This is a genomic window from Pseudomonas californiensis (assembly GCF_021147775.1).
In the GTDB taxonomy this organism is placed as follows: Bacteria; Pseudomonadota; Gammaproteobacteria; order Pseudomonadales; family Pseudomonadaceae; genus Aquipseudomonas; species Aquipseudomonas californiensis.
On record NZ_JAGTPK010000011.1, the window covers coordinates 40,520 to 56,398 of the forward strand.

Annotated in this window: 13 protein-coding genes and 1 pseudogene; 9 read left to right on the plus strand and 5 right to left on the minus strand. The window is 58.8% G+C overall.

Going from position 1 to position 15,879, the window contains the following annotated elements; genetic code table 11:
- Positions 1 to 5: 5 nt before the first annotated feature.
- Together KDX37_RS12680 and KDX37_RS12685 are read right to left on the minus strand one after the other, a co-directional pair.
- A complete protein-coding gene (locus tag KDX37_RS12680) occupies positions 6 to 1,733 on the minus strand; it encodes an autotransporter assembly complex protein TamA (RefSeq protein WP_231653052.1) in 1,728 nt (575 codons plus the stop codon).
- Between the two features lie 59 nt (positions 1,734 to 1,792).
- Complete coding sequence (locus KDX37_RS12685) at positions 1,793 to 2,464, minus strand: GNAT family N-acetyltransferase (RefSeq protein WP_231653053.1); 672 nt, start codon at positions 2,462 to 2,464, stop codon at positions 1,793 to 1,795.
- A 213-nt stretch (positions 2,465 to 2,677) separates the two neighbouring features.
- Between KDX37_RS12685 and xthA the strand changes: the two genes are divergently transcribed.
- Positions 2,678 to 3,490 (plus strand): exodeoxyribonuclease III, encoded by an 813-nt coding sequence (gene xthA / locus KDX37_RS12690; protein WP_231653054.1) that lies wholly within the window; start codon positions 2,678 to 2,680, stop codon positions 3,488 to 3,490.
- A 137-nt stretch (positions 3,491 to 3,627) separates the two neighbouring features.
- Entirely contained in the window at positions 3,628 to 4,971 is a 1,344-nt protein-coding gene (locus tag KDX37_RS12695; protein ID WP_231653055.1) for a substrate-binding domain-containing protein, read from the plus strand.
- Positions 4,972 to 4,990: 19 nt separating this feature from the next.
- Here the strand turns inward: KDX37_RS12695 and KDX37_RS12700 are convergent, their stop codons facing one another.
- A complete protein-coding gene (locus tag KDX37_RS12700) occupies positions 4,991 to 6,220 on the minus strand; it encodes an acyl-CoA dehydrogenase (RefSeq protein WP_231653056.1) in 1,230 nt (409 codons plus the stop codon).
- A 172-nt stretch (positions 6,221 to 6,392) separates the two neighbouring features.
- Between KDX37_RS12700 and KDX37_RS12705 the strand changes: the two genes are divergently transcribed.
- The 3 genes from KDX37_RS12705 to KDX37_RS12715 all read left to right on the plus strand — a co-directional run bounded on the left by KDX37_RS12705 (position 6,393) and on the right by KDX37_RS12715 (position 8,797).
- Positions 6,393 to 7,328 carry a LysR family transcriptional regulator gene (locus KDX37_RS12705; RefSeq protein ID WP_231653057.1) on the plus strand — a complete coding sequence of 312 codons (936 nt, stop codon included), beginning with the start codon at positions 6,393 to 6,395 and terminating at the stop codon, positions 7,326 to 7,328.
- Between the two features lie 159 nt (positions 7,329 to 7,487).
- The gene (locus KDX37_RS12710; RefSeq protein WP_231653058.1) at positions 7,488 to 7,880 is read left to right on the plus strand and encodes a MerR family transcriptional regulator; all 393 of its coding nucleotides are present in this window, start codon (positions 7,488 to 7,490) and stop codon (positions 7,878 to 7,880) included.
- A gap of 17 nt (positions 7,881 to 7,897) precedes the next feature.
- Positions 7,898 to 8,797 (plus strand): hydroxymethylglutaryl-CoA lyase, encoded by a 900-nt coding sequence (locus tag KDX37_RS12715; protein WP_231653059.1) that lies wholly within the window; start codon positions 7,898 to 7,900, stop codon positions 8,795 to 8,797.
- A gap of 279 nt (positions 8,798 to 9,076) precedes the next feature.
- Here the strand turns inward: KDX37_RS12715 and KDX37_RS29540 are convergent.
- Positions 9,077 to 9,331, minus strand: a pseudogene (locus tag KDX37_RS29540) (hypothetical protein).
- A 208-nt stretch (positions 9,332 to 9,539) separates the two neighbouring features.
- On the opposite strand from KDX37_RS29540, the gene KDX37_RS12725 reads away from it, so the two are divergent.
- From KDX37_RS12725 to KDX37_RS12740, 4 genes are read left to right on the plus strand one after another with little or no spacing between them, the layout of a single operon-like run.
- Positions 9,540 to 10,703, plus strand: coding sequence for an isovaleryl-CoA dehydrogenase (locus tag KDX37_RS12725; protein ID WP_231653061.1), 1,164 nt, complete (start codon positions 9,540 to 9,542; stop codon positions 10,701 to 10,703).
- A 13-nt stretch (positions 10,704 to 10,716) separates the two neighbouring features.
- Positions 10,717 to 12,324 (plus strand): carboxyl transferase domain-containing protein, encoded by a 1,608-nt coding sequence (locus tag KDX37_RS12730; protein ID WP_231653062.1) that lies wholly within the window; start codon positions 10,717 to 10,719, stop codon positions 12,322 to 12,324.
- Positions 12,325 to 12,338: 14 nt separating this feature from the next.
- Positions 12,339 to 13,193, plus strand: coding sequence for a gamma-carboxygeranoyl-CoA hydratase (locus KDX37_RS12735; RefSeq protein WP_231653063.1), 855 nt, complete (start codon positions 12,339 to 12,341; stop codon positions 13,191 to 13,193).
- On the plus strand, positions 13,190 to 15,148 hold the full coding sequence (locus KDX37_RS12740; protein WP_231653064.1) for an acetyl/propionyl/methylcrotonyl-CoA carboxylase subunit alpha: 1,959 nt from the start codon (positions 13,190 to 13,192) through the stop codon (positions 15,146 to 15,148). The genes KDX37_RS12735 and KDX37_RS12740 overlap by 4 nt, the downstream gene beginning before the upstream one ends.
- A gap of 103 nt (positions 15,149 to 15,251) precedes the next feature.
- Here KDX37_RS12740 and nfuA read toward each other — a convergent pair whose 3' ends face one another.
- The gene (gene nfuA / locus KDX37_RS12745; RefSeq protein ID WP_231653065.1) at positions 15,252 to 15,845 is read right to left on the minus strand and encodes a Fe-S biogenesis protein NfuA; all 594 of its coding nucleotides are present in this window, start codon (positions 15,843 to 15,845) and stop codon (positions 15,252 to 15,254) included.
- Positions 15,846 to 15,879: the final 34 nt, after the last annotated feature.

The window sequence follows — 15,879 nt, forward strand, 5'->3', positions numbered from 1 at the left end:
ACGGTTCACAATTCCGGCCCCATGGAGAAATGCAGGCGAATGCCGCCGTCATCGTCCAGCGGGTGCGCGAGATCCAGCCGCAGCGGCCCCACCGGCGAGACCCAACGGACCCCAAAGCCAACGCCGGTTTTGAGATTGGGAAGGTCAAGGCTGTTGAACGAATTACCCTGGTCGACAAAGGTCGCCAATCGCCATTTCTCGGCAATCGAATATTGATACTCGACACTCCCCGCGACCATGTACCGTCCGCCGACGCGGTCGCCGTCAGCGTTGGTCGGCGAGAGCGTCTGGTAGTCGTAACCGCGCACACTTTGATCGCCGCCAGCGAAGAAGCGCAACGACGGCGGAATCGACGTGTAGCTGTTGGTGAAGTTGCCGCCGAACTGGACACGTCCTAGAAAACGGTGGTTTTGCGCCACGGTCGTGAGGCCCTTGAGCAACACCGTGCCACGCACCAGATTGGCGTCGGACAACATGCCTTCCTTGGCCACTTGAGCATCAAACTGCAAACGGTAGCCTCTGCTTGGGTCGATACGATTATCGCTGCGCAGGTACGAATAGCTGACGCCGGGCATCAGCAAGGTGCTCAGACCCGAGTCGTCGCCCAGCCGGTACTCTTCGCGCTGCCACTTGAGCGAGAGAACGCGTTCCCAGCCGCTGGGCAGTTTGCTGTGCCACTCAGGACCTACGGTCAGCAGCTTGCTGAGGCTGTCGGTGCCGGCTATTTCTTCGTATTGATAACCACCGGCGAAGCGCAAATTGTCGGTCAGCGGCGGATCAAGCGGCACGTCGTACCACAGGCCGACGTTCTGGCGAGGCGCCGACAGTTCGGATTCAAAGCCATAACTGTGGCCTTCGGCGTTAGCCCAATGGCGCGTCCAGTTGGCCCTGCCACGCGGGCCGACGTCGGTGGAGTAACCCAGCCCCAGGCCCATCGTGCGAGGCTTGCGGGTTTCCAGTTGCACGGTCACCGGAATCACCTGGCCCACGGCTGCGGTCGGCGCAGCATCGACACGAACCCCTTCGAAATAACCGCTGGCCTGCATGGCCTGGGTCAGCTCAGCGATCAATTGAGAGTCGTAAGGGGTATTTTCCTTGAACGGGACCATGCGCTTGAGCAGGTCCTCATCAAAAGGCGAGTCGCCGCTGAACGCAACCTGACCCAGTGTGTAGCGCGGGCCGCTGTCAAATACCAGCTCGACATCAGCGACCCCGGCTCGCGGATCCACAGCCAGACGCTGCTGAGTGAAATGGCCGCTGAAGAATCCATAGCGGGACGCCTGATTCTGGATCAAGCGTTTGGCATCTTCGTATTTGCCGTGATTCAACACAGCACCAGGCTTCAGAGCATCACTTTTGGGCACCCTGAATGCCTTCAGCGATGCTGCAGGGCCGTCGACCCGTACAGTGACGTTACGCAGACGGATCGGTTCGCCCGCCTGAACAGTGATGACCAGCAGGGGCTCCTGGCCTTCCTGGATTTCGCTGTCGACCTGCGCCTGATAATAGCCCAGCGCCTGCGCAGCTTTCTGCGCCTGCTCTTCGGCGCCGATCCTGAACTGCCGCAAGGCCTGGGCATCACGCTCACCCGGTTCTCCCACATAGCCCTCAATGTTGGCTTTGAGGTCCGGGTTGGCCGGGGTAACCCTGACGTCAAGGCGCGCAGCGCAAAATGCTGCTGCGCTCATCGACATCAGGAGCACGCTGCCACTGAATAATCTGAAAAGCTTCATGGGCGTGGATGCTAACACGACCCGGGGGTCACGCTGAAAGACACTAAAATGACGGTTTTTCAAACCGTTGCGTCATGGATCGGTCGCGAAACCTGAGGGTTTGGGTGAAAAAAAACGTGCTCGCGAACCGGGCCCACTGCTATTTCGCCAATTTCTTCATAACCCTGTCGCTTGTAGAACTCAAGATAGCGGGTATTTCCAGTGTCCAGGACGATGCCTTGAGAGTTTTCATCCAAAGCGCACCAGTCGTGCAACGCCTGCAACAACTGCTCGCTGAGGCTCTGCCCAAGTTCCTGGCCCTGAAACTCCGGGTGCAGACCGATCAACGGCAATACGTGAACGGTTTCGGATGGCAGGCAGGCGAGCACCGCGTTGTAGTACGCCAGATAGCGCTGTGTGCAACTGAGCCCCGTATCGACCACCATTCGCAGGCGCCATGCCCAGCTTTCGGTGACACCCAGACGGCGCTGGGGCGGCGCGATCAGCACAACACCCACAAGACGATCCTCCAGAAACAATCCCAACGCTGGCTGGTTCTGTAGAAAATGCTGCTTGACCAGTTGCCGGATTGTCGCAAGGACTCGCTGGTCGTAACCCGAACGCGGCGCGTCGAACAGAAAGGCAAAGGTGGGATCGTTGCGATAGACCTTGAACAACAGATTCCGGGTTTCACGGGAATAGCCACTGTCGAGCTGGCGGATTTCGCCCACGGAGGCAGCAGGTTGGGACATGGAATGACCTCTCGATAACGGCGCTGCGTATGGTGCAGCACTCTTGGGGAGCATGGCTTCGAGTAATGGCACTTCACGACAGTTCCAAATAAATTGTCCTACAGACGATGCCTGCACCCGGCCTCCAGTCGTTCAACCACAGGACTGCACGCTGGCCCTGAGCCGGGAGGTCAGCTAGCATCGCGGTTTGTGTTTTCTCAGGACTGCTGTTTTATGAAAATCGTCTCGTTCAACATCAACGGTCTGCGTGCTCGGCCCCACCAGCTGGCGGCGCTGATCGAGAAGCACCAGCCTGACGTGATTGGTCTTCAGGAAACCAAGGTTTCGGACGAACAGTTTCCGCAGGCAGAAATCGAAGCTCTGGGCTACCACGTGCACTTTCATGGGCAGAAAGGCCATTATGGCGTCGCACTGCTGTCGCGCAACGCGCCGCTGACCCTGCACAAGGGTTTTGATGGTGACGACGAAGAGTCTCAGAAGCGCTTCATCTGGGGTACGTATGCGGACACCAATGGCCAGCCGGTGACCATCATGAACGGTTATTTCCCGCAGGGTGAGAGCCGTGACCACCCGACCAAATTTCCCGCCAAGCAGCGCTTCTACAATGACTTGCAGACGTTGCTTGAAACCCGTTTCAGCCACGATCAGCCGCTGGTTGTGATGGGGGACGTGAACATATCCCCGCAGGACTGCGACATCGGTATCGGCGCCGACAACGCCAAACGCTGGCTGAAGACCGGCAAATGCAGCTTCCTGCCGGAAGAACGCGAATGGATGGAGCGCCTGAAAAACTGGGGGCTGATCGACAGCTTTCGGCACCTGTACCCGGAAGTCGCCGATCGATTCAGCTGGTTCGACTACCGCAGTCGTGGCTTTGAAGATGAACCCAAGCGCGGCCTGCGCATTGACCTGATCATGACATCCACGGGGCTATTACCAAGAATCAAGGCAGCGGGAGTGGACTACGACCTGCGTGCCATGGAAAAACCGTCGGACCACGCACCGATCTGGCTCGAACTGAGCTGACACCAAGCGCCGCGCCGGTCTGCTCGTGTTCGCGCGCAGACCGAAACCAACTGACGGCAAATCGCATCAAATCGTCATTTTACCGTCATCTTTCCGTCTTATTCTTTCGACACTTTCCGTGATTCAAGGTGACGCCGATGCTGCGCGCTCTGCTTACGGCGCTGATCGTGTCGAGCGCCACCGTGCCCTGCCTTGTTCTGGCCGCCCTGCCCTTGCCCACAGGTGACGTGCCCGCATTGCGGATCCAAGGCTCCAACACCATCAATGCCCGACTGGGGCCGGCACTGGTCGAAGGATTGTTGCGCCAGCAGGGCCTGAAAGCGGTGCAAACGCTGCCGGGGGAGCGTGACAATGAACAGCGCGTGATCGCAACCACTGCAGACGGCCAGTCATTACGTATCGACATCGCGGCACATGGTTCGGGCACTGGATTCAGCGCTCTCAAGGACGGTAACGCCGACCTGGCGGCCTCATCAAGACCGATAAAGGATCAAGAAGCGAAAGACCTGAGCAGCCTGGGCGATCTTTCAAGCGCAGCCAGCGAGCAGGTCATAGCCATCGATGGGGTCGCCGTTATCGTCCATCCCGCCAACGTGCTGCGCCAGCTCGATACCACGCAACTGGCGCGCATTTTCTCAGGGGACATCAAGGACTGGAGCGAAGTGGGCGGCACCAGCGGAGCCATACATGTATATGCGCGCGATGAGCAATCCGGCACCTACGACACCTTCAAGGAACTGGTTCTGGCCAGGCAAGGCAAAAGCCTGAGCAAGTCGGCATTACGCTTCGAGTCCAGCGAATTGCTCTCTGACGAAGTCAGCAAGGACCGCAACGGCATCGGCTTTACCGGTTTGCCCTCGGTCAGGCGGGCAAGAGCGCTGGCCATTGTCGACGGCCATTCAAAACCGATGCTGCCAACCGTCAATCTGATTGCGACCGAAGACTATCCGCTGTCGCGTCGCCTGTATTTCTACCTGCCGCCTGCCAGCCATCAACGCTGGGCGCTGGCCCTTGTTCAGTTCGCGCAGAGCAAAGAAGGCCAGGCCATCGTCGCGCAGAGCGGTTTCGTTGCGCAGACAGTGCGCGCGATCACCGTACCAACCACACCGCAAATGCCGGTTGACTATCAAGCGCTGACTCGGAAAGCGGAACGACTCAGCGTCAACTTCCGCTTCGCTCAGGGCAGCGCGACGCTGGACAACAAGGCGCAACAGGACCTGAGGCGAATTGTCGATTACCTCAAGACCAACGCCCTGCTCGACCGACGTGTAACGCTGGTTGGGTTCGGCGATGCCAAGAACGACACAGCGCGTGCCGTTCTGCTGTCCCGATTGCGCGCCATGACCGTGCGACGTGAGCTGCAGAAGAGTGGCGTCATCGTTCTCGACGTCGTCGGCCTGGGTGATGAAATGCCAGTAGCCGCCAACGACCTGGACGACGGTAAAATCAAGAACCGCCGTGTCGAGGTCTGGGTGCAGTAACCCAGACCTGTGGCGTCGTTCAGGACCGGCTGCGCAACAGCTCTGCGGGTACGTACTTGCCCAGTTCGAACTTGCCAATCGCTGCCCGATGCACTTCGTCCGGACCGTCTGCCAGACGCAACGTACGCTGCATGGCGTACATGTAGGCCAGCGGGAAGTCATTGGACACCCCAGCCCCGCCATGCATCTGGATGGCGCGGTCAATCACCTTGAGGGCGACATTGGGCGCGACAACCTTGATCTGGGCGATTTCACTTTTTGCGACCTTGTTGCCAACCGTGTCCATCATATAGGCAGCCTTTAGCGTCAGCAGCCGCGCCATGTCGATTTCCATACGCGAATCGGCAATTCTGTCGATGTTACCGCCCAGCCTCGCAAGCGGCTTGCCGAACGCAACGCGGTCAATCGAGCGCTTGCACATCAACTCAAGCGCGCGCTCCGCCATGCCCACCGAACGCATACAATGGTGGATCCTGCCCGGACCAAGGCGTCCTTGCGCGATCTCGAAGCCACGGCCCTCGCCCAGCAACACGTTCTCATAAGGCACACGGACATTCTCGAACAGCACTTCGGCGTGACCGTGGGGCGCGTCGTCATAACCGAAAACCGGCAGAGGCCGGACGATCTTCACGCCAGGCGTATCCACCGGCACCAGAATCATCGAGTGTTGCTGGTGCCGCGGGCCGTCAGGGTTACTAAGCCCCATGAAGACAAGAATTTTGCAACGTGGGTCACACGCCCCGGAAGTCCACCACTTGCGCCCGTTGATCACCCACTCATCGCCATCCCGCTCGGCGCGCGCAGCCATGTTGGTTGCATCCGAAGACGCTACGTCAGGCTCCGTCATCGCAAACGCCGAACGGATTTCGCCACGTAACAGCGGCTCCAGCCAGCGAGTCTTCTGCTCATCGCTTGCATAGCGAACCAGGACCTCCATGTTGCCGGTGTCGGGTGCCGAGCAGTTGAATGGCTCGGGCCCCAGCAATGAACGCCCCATGATCTCTGCCAGCGGCGCGTATTCCAGGTTCGTCAAACCGGCGCCCAGTTCGGATTCAGGCAGAAACAGGTTCCACAGCCCCTCGGCCTTAGCCTTTGCCTTGAGCTCTTCCATGATCGCCGTCGGCTGCCAGCGATCACCTTGAGCTACCTGTTGTTCGAATACTGGCTCGGCTGGATAAACGTGTGCGTCCATGAACGCGGTCACACGCTCACGCAGCGCCTGCACCTTTGGGGAATATGCGAAATCCATGAGCAGTTACCTTCTCGTTCAGGGTGTCGAGGACATGAATTGAATGCTAGAGAAGGGTCGCGCATTTATCTAATCTATTCTCGGCGTGTATAAACATTCATAACCGATATATGATCCAGCTACGTCGCGGCACAAGCGATAACCCACAACAACAAGAAGAGGCGCCCCATCAATGAACCTGAGCAAGGTTGATCTCAATCTTTTCATTGTCTTCGACGCCATTTATACCGAAGCCAATCTGACCCGCGCCGGGCAGATTGTCGGCATCACCCAGCCGGCTGTATCAAACGCACTGGCGCGTCTGCGTGAAACGTTCAACGACGCCCTGTTTGTACGCACCGCCCAAGGCATGGTGCCCACGCCCATGGCCCAGAACATCATCGGCCCGGTGCGCAACGCCTTGTCTCTGCTGCGGGTCTCGGTGCAGGAAAGCCGCATTTTCAACCCGCAGCAGGCCATCAAGAACTATCGCATCAGTATGACCGACCTGACCGAGGCAGTGATCCTGCCGGTCTTGTTTCAGCGTCTGCGCCGCCTGGCCCCCGCTGTCACCGTCGAGAGCTTCCTGTCAAAACGCCGCGAAACCACCAAGGAACTGGCCGCAGGACGCCTGGACTTCGCCGTCGACGCGCCGCTCAACACTGATCCCCAGGTACGTCACGTCAAACTGATGGAAGACCGCTACGTCTGCGCCATGCGCAAGGGGCATCCACTCGCGAGCAAAACGGCGTTGACGCTTGACGATTATCTCGCCCAGGCGCACACCCATATTTCCAGCCGGCGCAGCGGCCTTGGCCATGTCGACCTGGCGCTGGGCAAGATCGGCATCCAGCGCAAGATTGCATTGCGTTCCCAGCACTATCTGATGGCCATCCAGGTTCTGCAACAGACCGACATGGTCATGACGGTGCCTGAGCGCTTTGTACGTCGCAACGATCTGCACTTTGCCAACCTGCCGGTCAACGACGTCCCCACAGTAGAAACCCACCTCTACTGGCACGAAAGCACCGACCAGGACCCGGCCAATCGCTGGATGCGCGAACAGATTATCGAGTTGTGTCAGCGCGTGACGGCCCAGGAACAAAAGCCAGAATCTGCATTAGGTTAATTTCTCATCCAATTGATTTACATATATTTAATTTATAAACCTAATGTTATTTCGAGCTTTTATTGCCTTTCTGACCGGCCAATCATGGCCGCCTGGCATGCTTGACGCTTACGTAAAGCAGCACGTAGCTTAACCTTACGTCTACCGTCGAGCCTTGCCATGAGCAGTACCACTTACAGCATTTCCGAACTCGCCCGTGAGCTGGATATCACCACCCGAGCGATTCGCTTTTACGAAGAGCAAGGCATGCTCTGCCCTGAGCGACGTGGCCTGGAGCGGGTCTACTCAGCCCGCGACAAGGTCACGCTCAAGCTGATACTGCGCGGCAAGCGAATCGGCTTTTCGCTTGCCGAATGCAAGGATCTGATCTCGTTGTATGACCCGAGCGGTGGCAATCAGAAACAGTTGCAGACCATGCTTGGCAAGATCACTGAACGCCGCGGACAGCTGGAACAACAGCTGCTCGACATTCAGCAGATGCAACTGGAACTGGATACCGCCGAAGAGCGTTGCCGCGCAGAGCTGGACAGAACCGCAGCCATTTCCCACTGACCCACACAGGCGTTGCCATGTCACTCCCTCAATATGTGAATATCGTCGAAGTCGGGCCGCGTGACGGCCTGCAAAACGAAGCACGCCCCATCAGCATTGCCGACAAGGTGCGCCTGGTGGACGACCTGACTGCGGCAGGACTGAGCCATATTGAAGTCGGCAGCTTTGTATCGCCCAAATGGGTGCCGCAAATGGCAGGGTCTGCGCAAGTATTTGAGCAGATCCAGCGGCGTGAGGGCGTTGTGTACTCGGCACTGGCGCCCAACCTTAGAGGCTTCGAGGACGCCTTGGCTGCCGGGGTGCGCGAGGTTGCGGTATTCGCGGCAGCATCCGAAGCGTTTTCACAGCGCAACCTGAACTGCTCGATCAGTGAAAGCCTGGAGCGCTTCGTCCCGATCATGGCGGCGGCTCGACTGCATGGCTTGAGGGTCCGGGGCTACGTGTCCTGCGTGCTGGGCTGTCCTTATGAGGGTCGCGTATCCGCCGAGCAGGTCGCCTCCGTCGCGAACGAGCTATATGCCATGGGCTGCTATGAGATCTCGTTGGGTGACACGATTGGCACAGGGACGCCGAGGGCCACTCGGGAGCTGTTCAACGCAGCCGCCGCCCAGATCCCTCGCGGCAAGCTGGCGGGGCATTTTCACGACACGTATGGCCAGGCTCTGGTGAATATCTATGCCAGCCTCGAAGAAGGCATCCAGGTATTCGACAGCTCCGTAGCGGGGCTTGGCGGCTGCCCTTATGCCAAGGGTGCGAGCGGCAATGTGGCCACCGAAGACGTGTTGTACATGCTGGAAGGTATGGGCATCGAAACGGGTGTCGATCTTGATCTGACGATCAAAGCTGGCCAACGCATCTGCGATGTACTGGAGCGCAGTAACGGCTCACGGGTCGCGAAGGCGCGGCTGTCAGCGTGAAGTGTCACCGGTCGGTAACCGGGTGCGACAACTTGTCACAGAGTGTTACCCTCCTCCGCGTCATGTCGAGGCAAACGGGTAACACAGAAACAATCGACAAGGAATTTGAACGACACGTGGCGGGTAAAAATCTTCAAACCCCTGTTCTACAAGGGTTTTAAAAAACTGGCACGGGTTCTGCTATATCTCTTTTATAACAAAAACAAAAAATGCAGCAATCCAATAAAAACAAAACGTACCGGCTCTGACATAACAAGAACAACACGGACAGAGACGCAGCTAACAGATTTTTTTGGAGTGGACAGCTTTTCTGAACAGTGTGCTCGTCACGCCGTTCGCAACCGGACAGAGAACAATAAAACTGCTTCAAGGCAGCGTCCAGACTGGTTGGATCGATTCGATAAAAGTGTGATCAGCGCTCAAAAAAATACGTTTGCTCTTGATCCCGAATGGGGATCGCTCAAAAAAGATGTGAAGGGCAAGGTCGACAAAAACAACAACAGGCCTCCCGACAAACAAAAACGAGCATAGCAATACACCTTGAAGGGGAGCCCAGGCTCCCCTTCGTGCTGTCTGGCATTCATGAATGTCCTGTCTCCTCAGGCCCCCTTCCCACCCCTGGCTAACGTCCGTTCGCGGTACTCGACGTACCAAGCTCGGCGTTGACACTGTCTCGCCACAGGTTTACGTTAACGTAAAGGTCATAGCTGATCCGTCCAAGAATAAAACAGGAACGCTACCCATGAGTTACCCCAGCCTGAATTTCGCCCTGGGCGAAACCGTCGACATGCTGCGCGACCAGTTGCAGTCATTTGTTGCCGCAGAAATTTCCCCGCGTGCCGCACAGATCGACAAGGACAACCTGTTCCCCGTCGACATGTGGCGCAAATTCGGCGACATGGGCCTGCTGGGCATCACGGTCGACGAAGAGTACGGTGGCGCAGGACTTGGTTATCTGGCGCATGTGGTCGCCATGGAAGAAATCAGCCGCGGCTCTGCGTCAGTTGCACTGTCCTATGGCGCGCATTCCAACCTGTGCGTCAACCAGATCAACCGTAACGGCACGCCAGAGCAGAAAGCGAAATACCTGCCTCGTCTGATCAGTGGCGAACACGTCGGCGCATTGGCCATGAGCGAACCGAACGCAGGTTCTGATGTGGTTTCGATGAAATTGCGCGCCGACAAGCGCGGTGATCATTACGTGCTCAACGGCAGCAAGACGTGGATCACCAACGGTCCGGACGCCAATACCTACGTTATCTACGCCAAGACCGATATCGAAAAAGCCGCGCATGGCATCAGTGCATTTATCGTCGAGCGCGACTGGAAGGGTTTCTCCAGAGGCAGCAAATTCGACAAGTTGGGCATGCGCGGCTCCAACACATGCGAGTTGTTTTTTGACGATGTCGAAGTTCCGGAAGAAAACCTGCTGGGCAAACTCGACGGTGGCGTGCGGGTGTTGATGAGTGGCCTGGATTACGAACGCGTCGTGCTGTCCGGCGGCCCGACCGGCATCATGCAAGCCTGCATGGACGTGGTGGTGCCGTACATTCATGACCGCAAGCAGTTTGGCCAGAGCATTGGCGAATTCCAGCTGATCCAGGGCAAGGTCGCTGACATGTATACCCAGCTCAATGCCAGCCGCGCTTATCTGTATGCGGTCGCCCAGGCGTGCGACCGTGGCGAAACCACGCGCAAGGATGCCGCTGGCGTAATCCTTTACAGCGCTGAACGCGCGACCCAGATGGCATTGGACGCAGTGCAGATTCTGGGCGGCAACGGTTACATCAACGAGTTTCCGGCCGGTCGACTGTTGCGCGACGCCAAGCTCTATGAGATCGGTGCAGGCACCAGCGAAATCCGCCGCATGCTGATCGGGCGCGAACTGTTCAACGAAACACGTTGATTCTGGAGTTCACATGGCTATTTTGCCCACCCGCATCAACGCACGCTCCCCAGAGTTCGCCCTTAATCAGGCCGCGCTGCTGGAACAACTCAACAACCTGCGCAGCCTGCTTGGCAAGGTCGAACAAGGCGGCGGCCCCAAGGCACAGGAGCGGCATACGTCACGTGGCAAACTGCTGCCGCGTGAGCGGATCAACCGCCTGCTGGACCTTGGCTCGCCGTTTCTGGAAATCGGCCAATTGGCAGCGCATGAAGTCTACGGCGAGGACGTTCCGGCAGCGGGCGTGATCGCCGGCATCGGGCGCGTCGAAGGCGTTGAATGCATGATCATTGCCAATGACGCCACGGTAAAAGGCGGGTCCTACTATCCACTCACCGTCAAAAAACACCTGCGTGCGCAGGCCATCGCTCAACAGAATCGCCTGCCCTGCCTCTATCTGGTGGATTCAGGCGGCGCCAACCTGCCACGCCAGGACGAAGTGTTCCCTGATCGCGAGCACTTCGGCCGGATCTTCTTCAATCAGGCCAACATGAGTGCGCAGGGCATCCCGCAGATCGCGGTGGTCATGGGCTCCTGCACGGCGGGCGGCGCCTACGTGCCCGCCATGGCTGATGAGGCAATCATGGTGCGCCAGCAGGCGACGATCTTTCTCGCAGGCCCGCCGCTGGTGAAAGCCGCGACCGGCGAAGTCGTCAGTGCCGAAGACCTTGGGGGTGCTGACGTACATTGCCGGACTTCCGGAGTCGCCGATCACTACGCTGAAAATGACGAGCATGCGCTGGCCATCGCCCGTCGCTGCGTCGCCAATCTCAATTGGCGCAAACACGGGCAACTGAACATTACTGTTCCCGTCGAACCGCTGTACGCCAGCGAAGAGTTGTACGGGATCATTCCTGCAGATACCAAGCAGCCGTTCGATGTGCGCGAAGTCATCGCTCGCCTGGCGGACGGTTCGGTCTTCGATGAATTCAAAGCGTTGTTTGGTGCAACCCTGGTGTGCGGGTTTGCTCATCTGCATGGCTACCCGATCGCCATCCTGGCCAACAACGGCATTCTGTTCGCAGAAGCCGCGCAGAAAGGCGCACATTTCATCGAGCTGGCCTGCCAGCGCGGCATCCCTCTGCTGTTTCTGCAAAACATCACCGGCTTCATGGTCGGTCAGAAGTACGAGGCAGGCGGCATCGCCAAGCACGGTGCCAAGCTGGTCACCGCGGTGGCCTGCGCGAAGGTGCCCAAGTTCACGGTCATCATCGGGGGCAGTTTCGGTGCCGGTAACTACGGGATGTGCGGACGCGCCTACGACCCGCGCTTTCTCTGGATGTGGCCCAACGCCCGGATTGGCGTGATGGGCGGCGAGCAAGCCGCAGGCGTGCTGATCCAGGTCAAATGCGAGCAGGCCGAACGCAGCGGACAGGCGTTCAGCCCCGAGCAACAGGCCGGGCTCAAACAGCCGATCCTGGATCAGTATGAGCGCCAAGGGCATCCGTACTACTCCAGCGCCCGCCTGTGGGACGACGGAGTCATTGACCCGGCACAGACCCGCGACCTCCTCGCACTGGCCATTTCCGCCTCGCTGAACGCGCCCATCGAACCCACCACGTTCGGCCTGTTCCGAATGTAAGCCGGGATGACACCATGACCTCATTTGCAACCATCGAACTGATTGACGATTCCCATGGCTTCGCCACGCTGTGGCTGAACCGGCCGGAAAAGAACAATGCTTTCAATGCCCAGATGATTCGCGAGCTGATCCTGGCCCTCGACGACGTGCAGAGCAATGCCGCACTGCGCTTTCTGCTGATACGCGGACGCGGCAGGCATTTCAGCGCAGGCGCCGACCTGGCCTGGATGCAACAGGCGGCGGACCTCGACTACAACACCAATCTGGACGATGCGCGCGAGCTGGCGGAGCTGATGTACAACCTCGCCAAATTGAAGATTCCGACACTTGCCGTGGTACAAGGCGCGGCATTTGGCGGCGCGCTGGGCCTGATCAGTTGCTGCGACATGGCGATTGCTGCGGATGACGCGCAGTTTTGCCTCTCAGAAGTCCGCATCGGCCTGGCGCCAGCGGTCATCAGCCCGTTCGTGGTGCAGGCGATTGGCGAACGCGCAGCCCGCCGCTACGCGTTGACGGCCGAACGATTCAGCGGCCAACGAGCGCGGGAGATTGGCCTGATCGCCGAATGCTATCCGCTGGCGGACCTGGAGTCGCAGGCGCTGCGCTGGGTCGATAACCTTCTGCTCAACAGCCCGCAGGCCATGCGCGCCAGCAAAGATCTGCTACGTGAAGTCGGTAGCGGTGCGCTGACGCCAGCGCTGCGTCGTTATTGCGAAAGTGCAATTGCACGAATCCGCACCAGTGCCGAGGGCCAGGAAGGTTTGCGCTCGTTTCTTGAGAAACGCCCCCCTGGCTGGCAGACCGCAGCACAAGGCCACGACGCCGAGCCCCCTGCCCCGGCGACCCCGAGCAAGGACTCTCACTCATGAGCACACCACCACTTGACACGCTACTGATCGCCAACCGGGGCGAAATTGCCTGTCGCATCATGCGCACTGCCAAACGAATGGGGTTGACCACCGTCGCAGTCCACAGCGCAACTGACCGGGACGCACGACACAGCCGAGAAGCCGATATTCAAGTGGACCTGGGCGGCAGCAAGGCTGCAGACAGTTACCTGCAGATCGACAAGCTGATCGACGCGGCCAAGGCCAGCGGTGCGCAAGCGATTCACCCTGGCTACGGCTTTCTTTCGGAGAATGCCGGCTTTGCGCGCGCCATCGAAAATGCCGGGCTGATATTCCTCGGGCCGCCTGCTTCGGCCATCGACGCCATGGGCAGCAAATCTGCCGCAAAGTCGCTGATGGAGCAGGCCGGTGTGCCGCTGGTGCCCGGCTACCATGGCGATGCTCAGGACCTTGCCACCTTTCGCAGCGCCGCTGATCGCATTGGCTACCCGGTACTACTCAAGGCGACAGCGGGCGGCGGTGGCAAAGGCATGAAAGTGGTGGAGCACGAAAGCGAACTGGCCGAGGCGCTGGCGTCCGCTCAGCGTGAGGCGCTTTCTTCGTTCGGTGACGAACGGATGCTGGTGGAAAAATACGTGTTGCAGCCTCGACACGTAGAAATCCAGGTATTTGCCGATCAGCACGGCCATTGCCTGTATCTCAACGAGCGAGACTGCTCCATTCAGCGCCGCCACCAGAAAGTGGTCGAAGAAGCGCCAGCGCCTGGTCTTTCTGCCGAACTGCGCCGCGCCATGGGTGAGGCAGCCGTCAAGGCAGCTCAGGCCATCGGTTATGTCGGCGCGGGTACGGTCGAGTTCTTGCTGGATGCTCGTGGCGAGTTCTTTTTCATGGAGATGAACACCCGCCTGCAAGTGGAACACCCGGTGACCGAGTACATCACCGGGCTGGACCTGGTCGAGTGGCAGATTCGCGTCGCCCGAGGCGAAACATTGCCCATCACTCAAGCACAGGTTCCGCTTATTGGACACGCCATTGAGGTGCGTCTTTATGCAGAAGACCCGGCCAATGACTTTCTACCCGCAACCGGCACACTTGGTTTCTATCGCGAACCTGCTGCCGGGCTGGGCCGCCGTGTCGACAGCGGTGTAGCCGAGGGAGACCAGGTATCGCCATTTTACGACCCGATGCTGGGCAAGCTGATTGCCTGGGGCGAAGACCGGGAAGAAGCGCGTTTGCGCCTGCTGGCCATGCTCGACACCTGTACCGTGGGCGGGGTCAGGACCAACCTGGCATTTCTGCGCCGGATCATCGCTCATCCGGCCTTCGCTGCTGCCGAGCTGGACACCGGCTTTATCCCGCGCCACCAAGCGCAATTACTGCCAGAACCTGCTGGCTTGAGCGACATGTTCTGGCAAGCGGCTGCCGCAGCGTTCAGCCAGAGCGAGCCGCCTCGGACGTGCCCGGCTGATCGCCACTCACCATGGGCGGTGAAGAGCGGGCTCCGCTCTGGTCTGCCCAGCGAAATCGATATGCACCTGGAATGCAACGGCGTGCGTAGCATGGTGCGGCTGCGGAATGCAGCCGCACCCTCGTGGAGGCTGACGGGAGAGTATCTGTGCGGCGACCAGGACGGCGTTCGACGCCAGCATCTGGCAGTTCGCCATGGCGCCACGCTTTACCTCAAATGGGAAGGCGATGTGCACGCAATCACCCGCTTCGACCCCATCGCAGAAGCGGATAGCAGCGATGGGCAACAGGGCGGCATGACCGCGCCCATGAACGGCAGCATCGTTAGGACACTGGTCGAGGTGGGTCAGGCAGTCGAGGCAGGAACGACGCTGGTGATACTGGAGGCCATGAAAATGGAGCACAGTGTTCGTGCGGCAACCTCAGGCGTCGTCACGGCGCTGTATTGCCGTGAAGGCGACATGGTCAACGAAGGCGCCGTGCTCGTAGAGCTGAAGGATCCCGACTGATCCAGTAAAGCCCACTACACACACAAAAATCATATACAAAAACGCCCTGAAGGGTCAGGGCGTTTATCGTTACAGCAATACAGCACACACCACAGACAAACGCTTAGTAGTAAGCGTTTTCTTTCTGCGTGTGGTCGGTGACATCACGTACACCCGACAACTCTGGAATGCGCTCAAGCAAAGTGCGCTCGATGCCTTCCTTCAAGGTTACATCGGCCTGGCCGCAGCCCTGGCATCCACCGCCGAACTGCAGCACAGCGATGTTTCTGGTTTCTTCCTCTACAACGTCGATCAGGGTCACTTGACCACCGTGGCTGGCGAGCCCCGGGTTGATCTCGGTTTGCAGGTAATAGTTGATGCGCTCGTTGATCGGGCTATCAGCATTGACCATCGGAACTTTGGCATTTGGCGCCTTGATGGTCAGTTGGCCACCCATGCGATCAGTCGCATAGTCGACAACGGCATCGCCCAGAAACGCTTCGCTGAAACCGTCGATCCAGGCAGTGAAGCTTTTCAGGCCGATGGCCTTGTCTTCTGGCTTTTCTTCGCCCGGTTTGCAATAGGCGATACAGGTTTCAGCATACTGAGTGCCGGGTTGGGTAATAAACACGCGGATGCCGATGCCTGGGGTATTCTGCTTTTCCAGCAGATCGGCCAGATAATCGTGGGCGGCATCGGTAATAGTGATAGCGGTCATGAAAATTCCTCGCAGACGTGCGTGCAGTTTACGC

What these genes read in the sequence shown, in the direction of transcription:
- KDX37_RS12705 (WP_231653057.1), top strand. Translation starts at nt 6,393, where the DNA reads ATGAACCTGAGCAAGGTTGATCTCAATCTTTTCATTGTCTTCGACGCC.
- KDX37_RS12740 (WP_231653064.1), top strand. Translation starts at nt 13,190, where the DNA reads ATGAGCACACCACCACTTGACACGCTACTGATCGCCAACCGGGGCGAA.
- nfuA (WP_231653065.1), bottom strand. Translation starts at nt 15,845, where the DNA reads ATGACCGCTATCACTATTACCGATGCCGCCCACGATTATCTGGCCGAT.
- KDX37_RS12710 (WP_231653058.1), top strand. Translation starts at nt 7,488, where the DNA reads ATGAGCAGTACCACTTACAGCATTTCCGAACTCGCCCGTGAGCTGGAT.
- xthA (WP_231653054.1), top strand. Translation starts at nt 2,678, where the DNA reads ATGAAAATCGTCTCGTTCAACATCAACGGTCTGCGTGCTCGGCCCCAC.
- KDX37_RS12685 (WP_231653053.1), bottom strand. Translation starts at nt 2,464, where the DNA reads ATGTCCCAACCTGCTGCCTCCGTGGGCGAAATCCGCCAGCTCGACAGT.
- KDX37_RS12730 (WP_231653062.1), top strand. Translation starts at nt 10,717, where the DNA reads ATGGCTATTTTGCCCACCCGCATCAACGCACGCTCCCCAGAGTTCGCC.
- KDX37_RS12695 (WP_231653055.1), top strand. Translation starts at nt 3,628, where the DNA reads ATGCTGCGCGCTCTGCTTACGGCGCTGATCGTGTCGAGCGCCACCGTG.
- KDX37_RS12715 (WP_231653059.1), top strand. Translation starts at nt 7,898, where the DNA reads ATGTCACTCCCTCAATATGTGAATATCGTCGAAGTCGGGCCGCGTGAC.
- KDX37_RS12700 (WP_231653056.1), bottom strand. Translation starts at nt 6,220, where the DNA reads ATGGATTTCGCATATTCCCCAAAGGTGCAGGCGCTGCGTGAGCGTGTG.
- KDX37_RS12680 (WP_231653052.1), bottom strand. Translation starts at nt 1,733, where the DNA reads ATGAAGCTTTTCAGATTATTCAGTGGCAGCGTGCTCCTGATGTCGATG.
- KDX37_RS12735 (WP_231653063.1), top strand. Translation starts at nt 12,339, where the DNA reads ATGACCTCATTTGCAACCATCGAACTGATTGACGATTCCCATGGCTTC.
- KDX37_RS12725 (WP_231653061.1), top strand. Translation starts at nt 9,540, where the DNA reads ATGAGTTACCCCAGCCTGAATTTCGCCCTGGGCGAAACCGTCGACATG.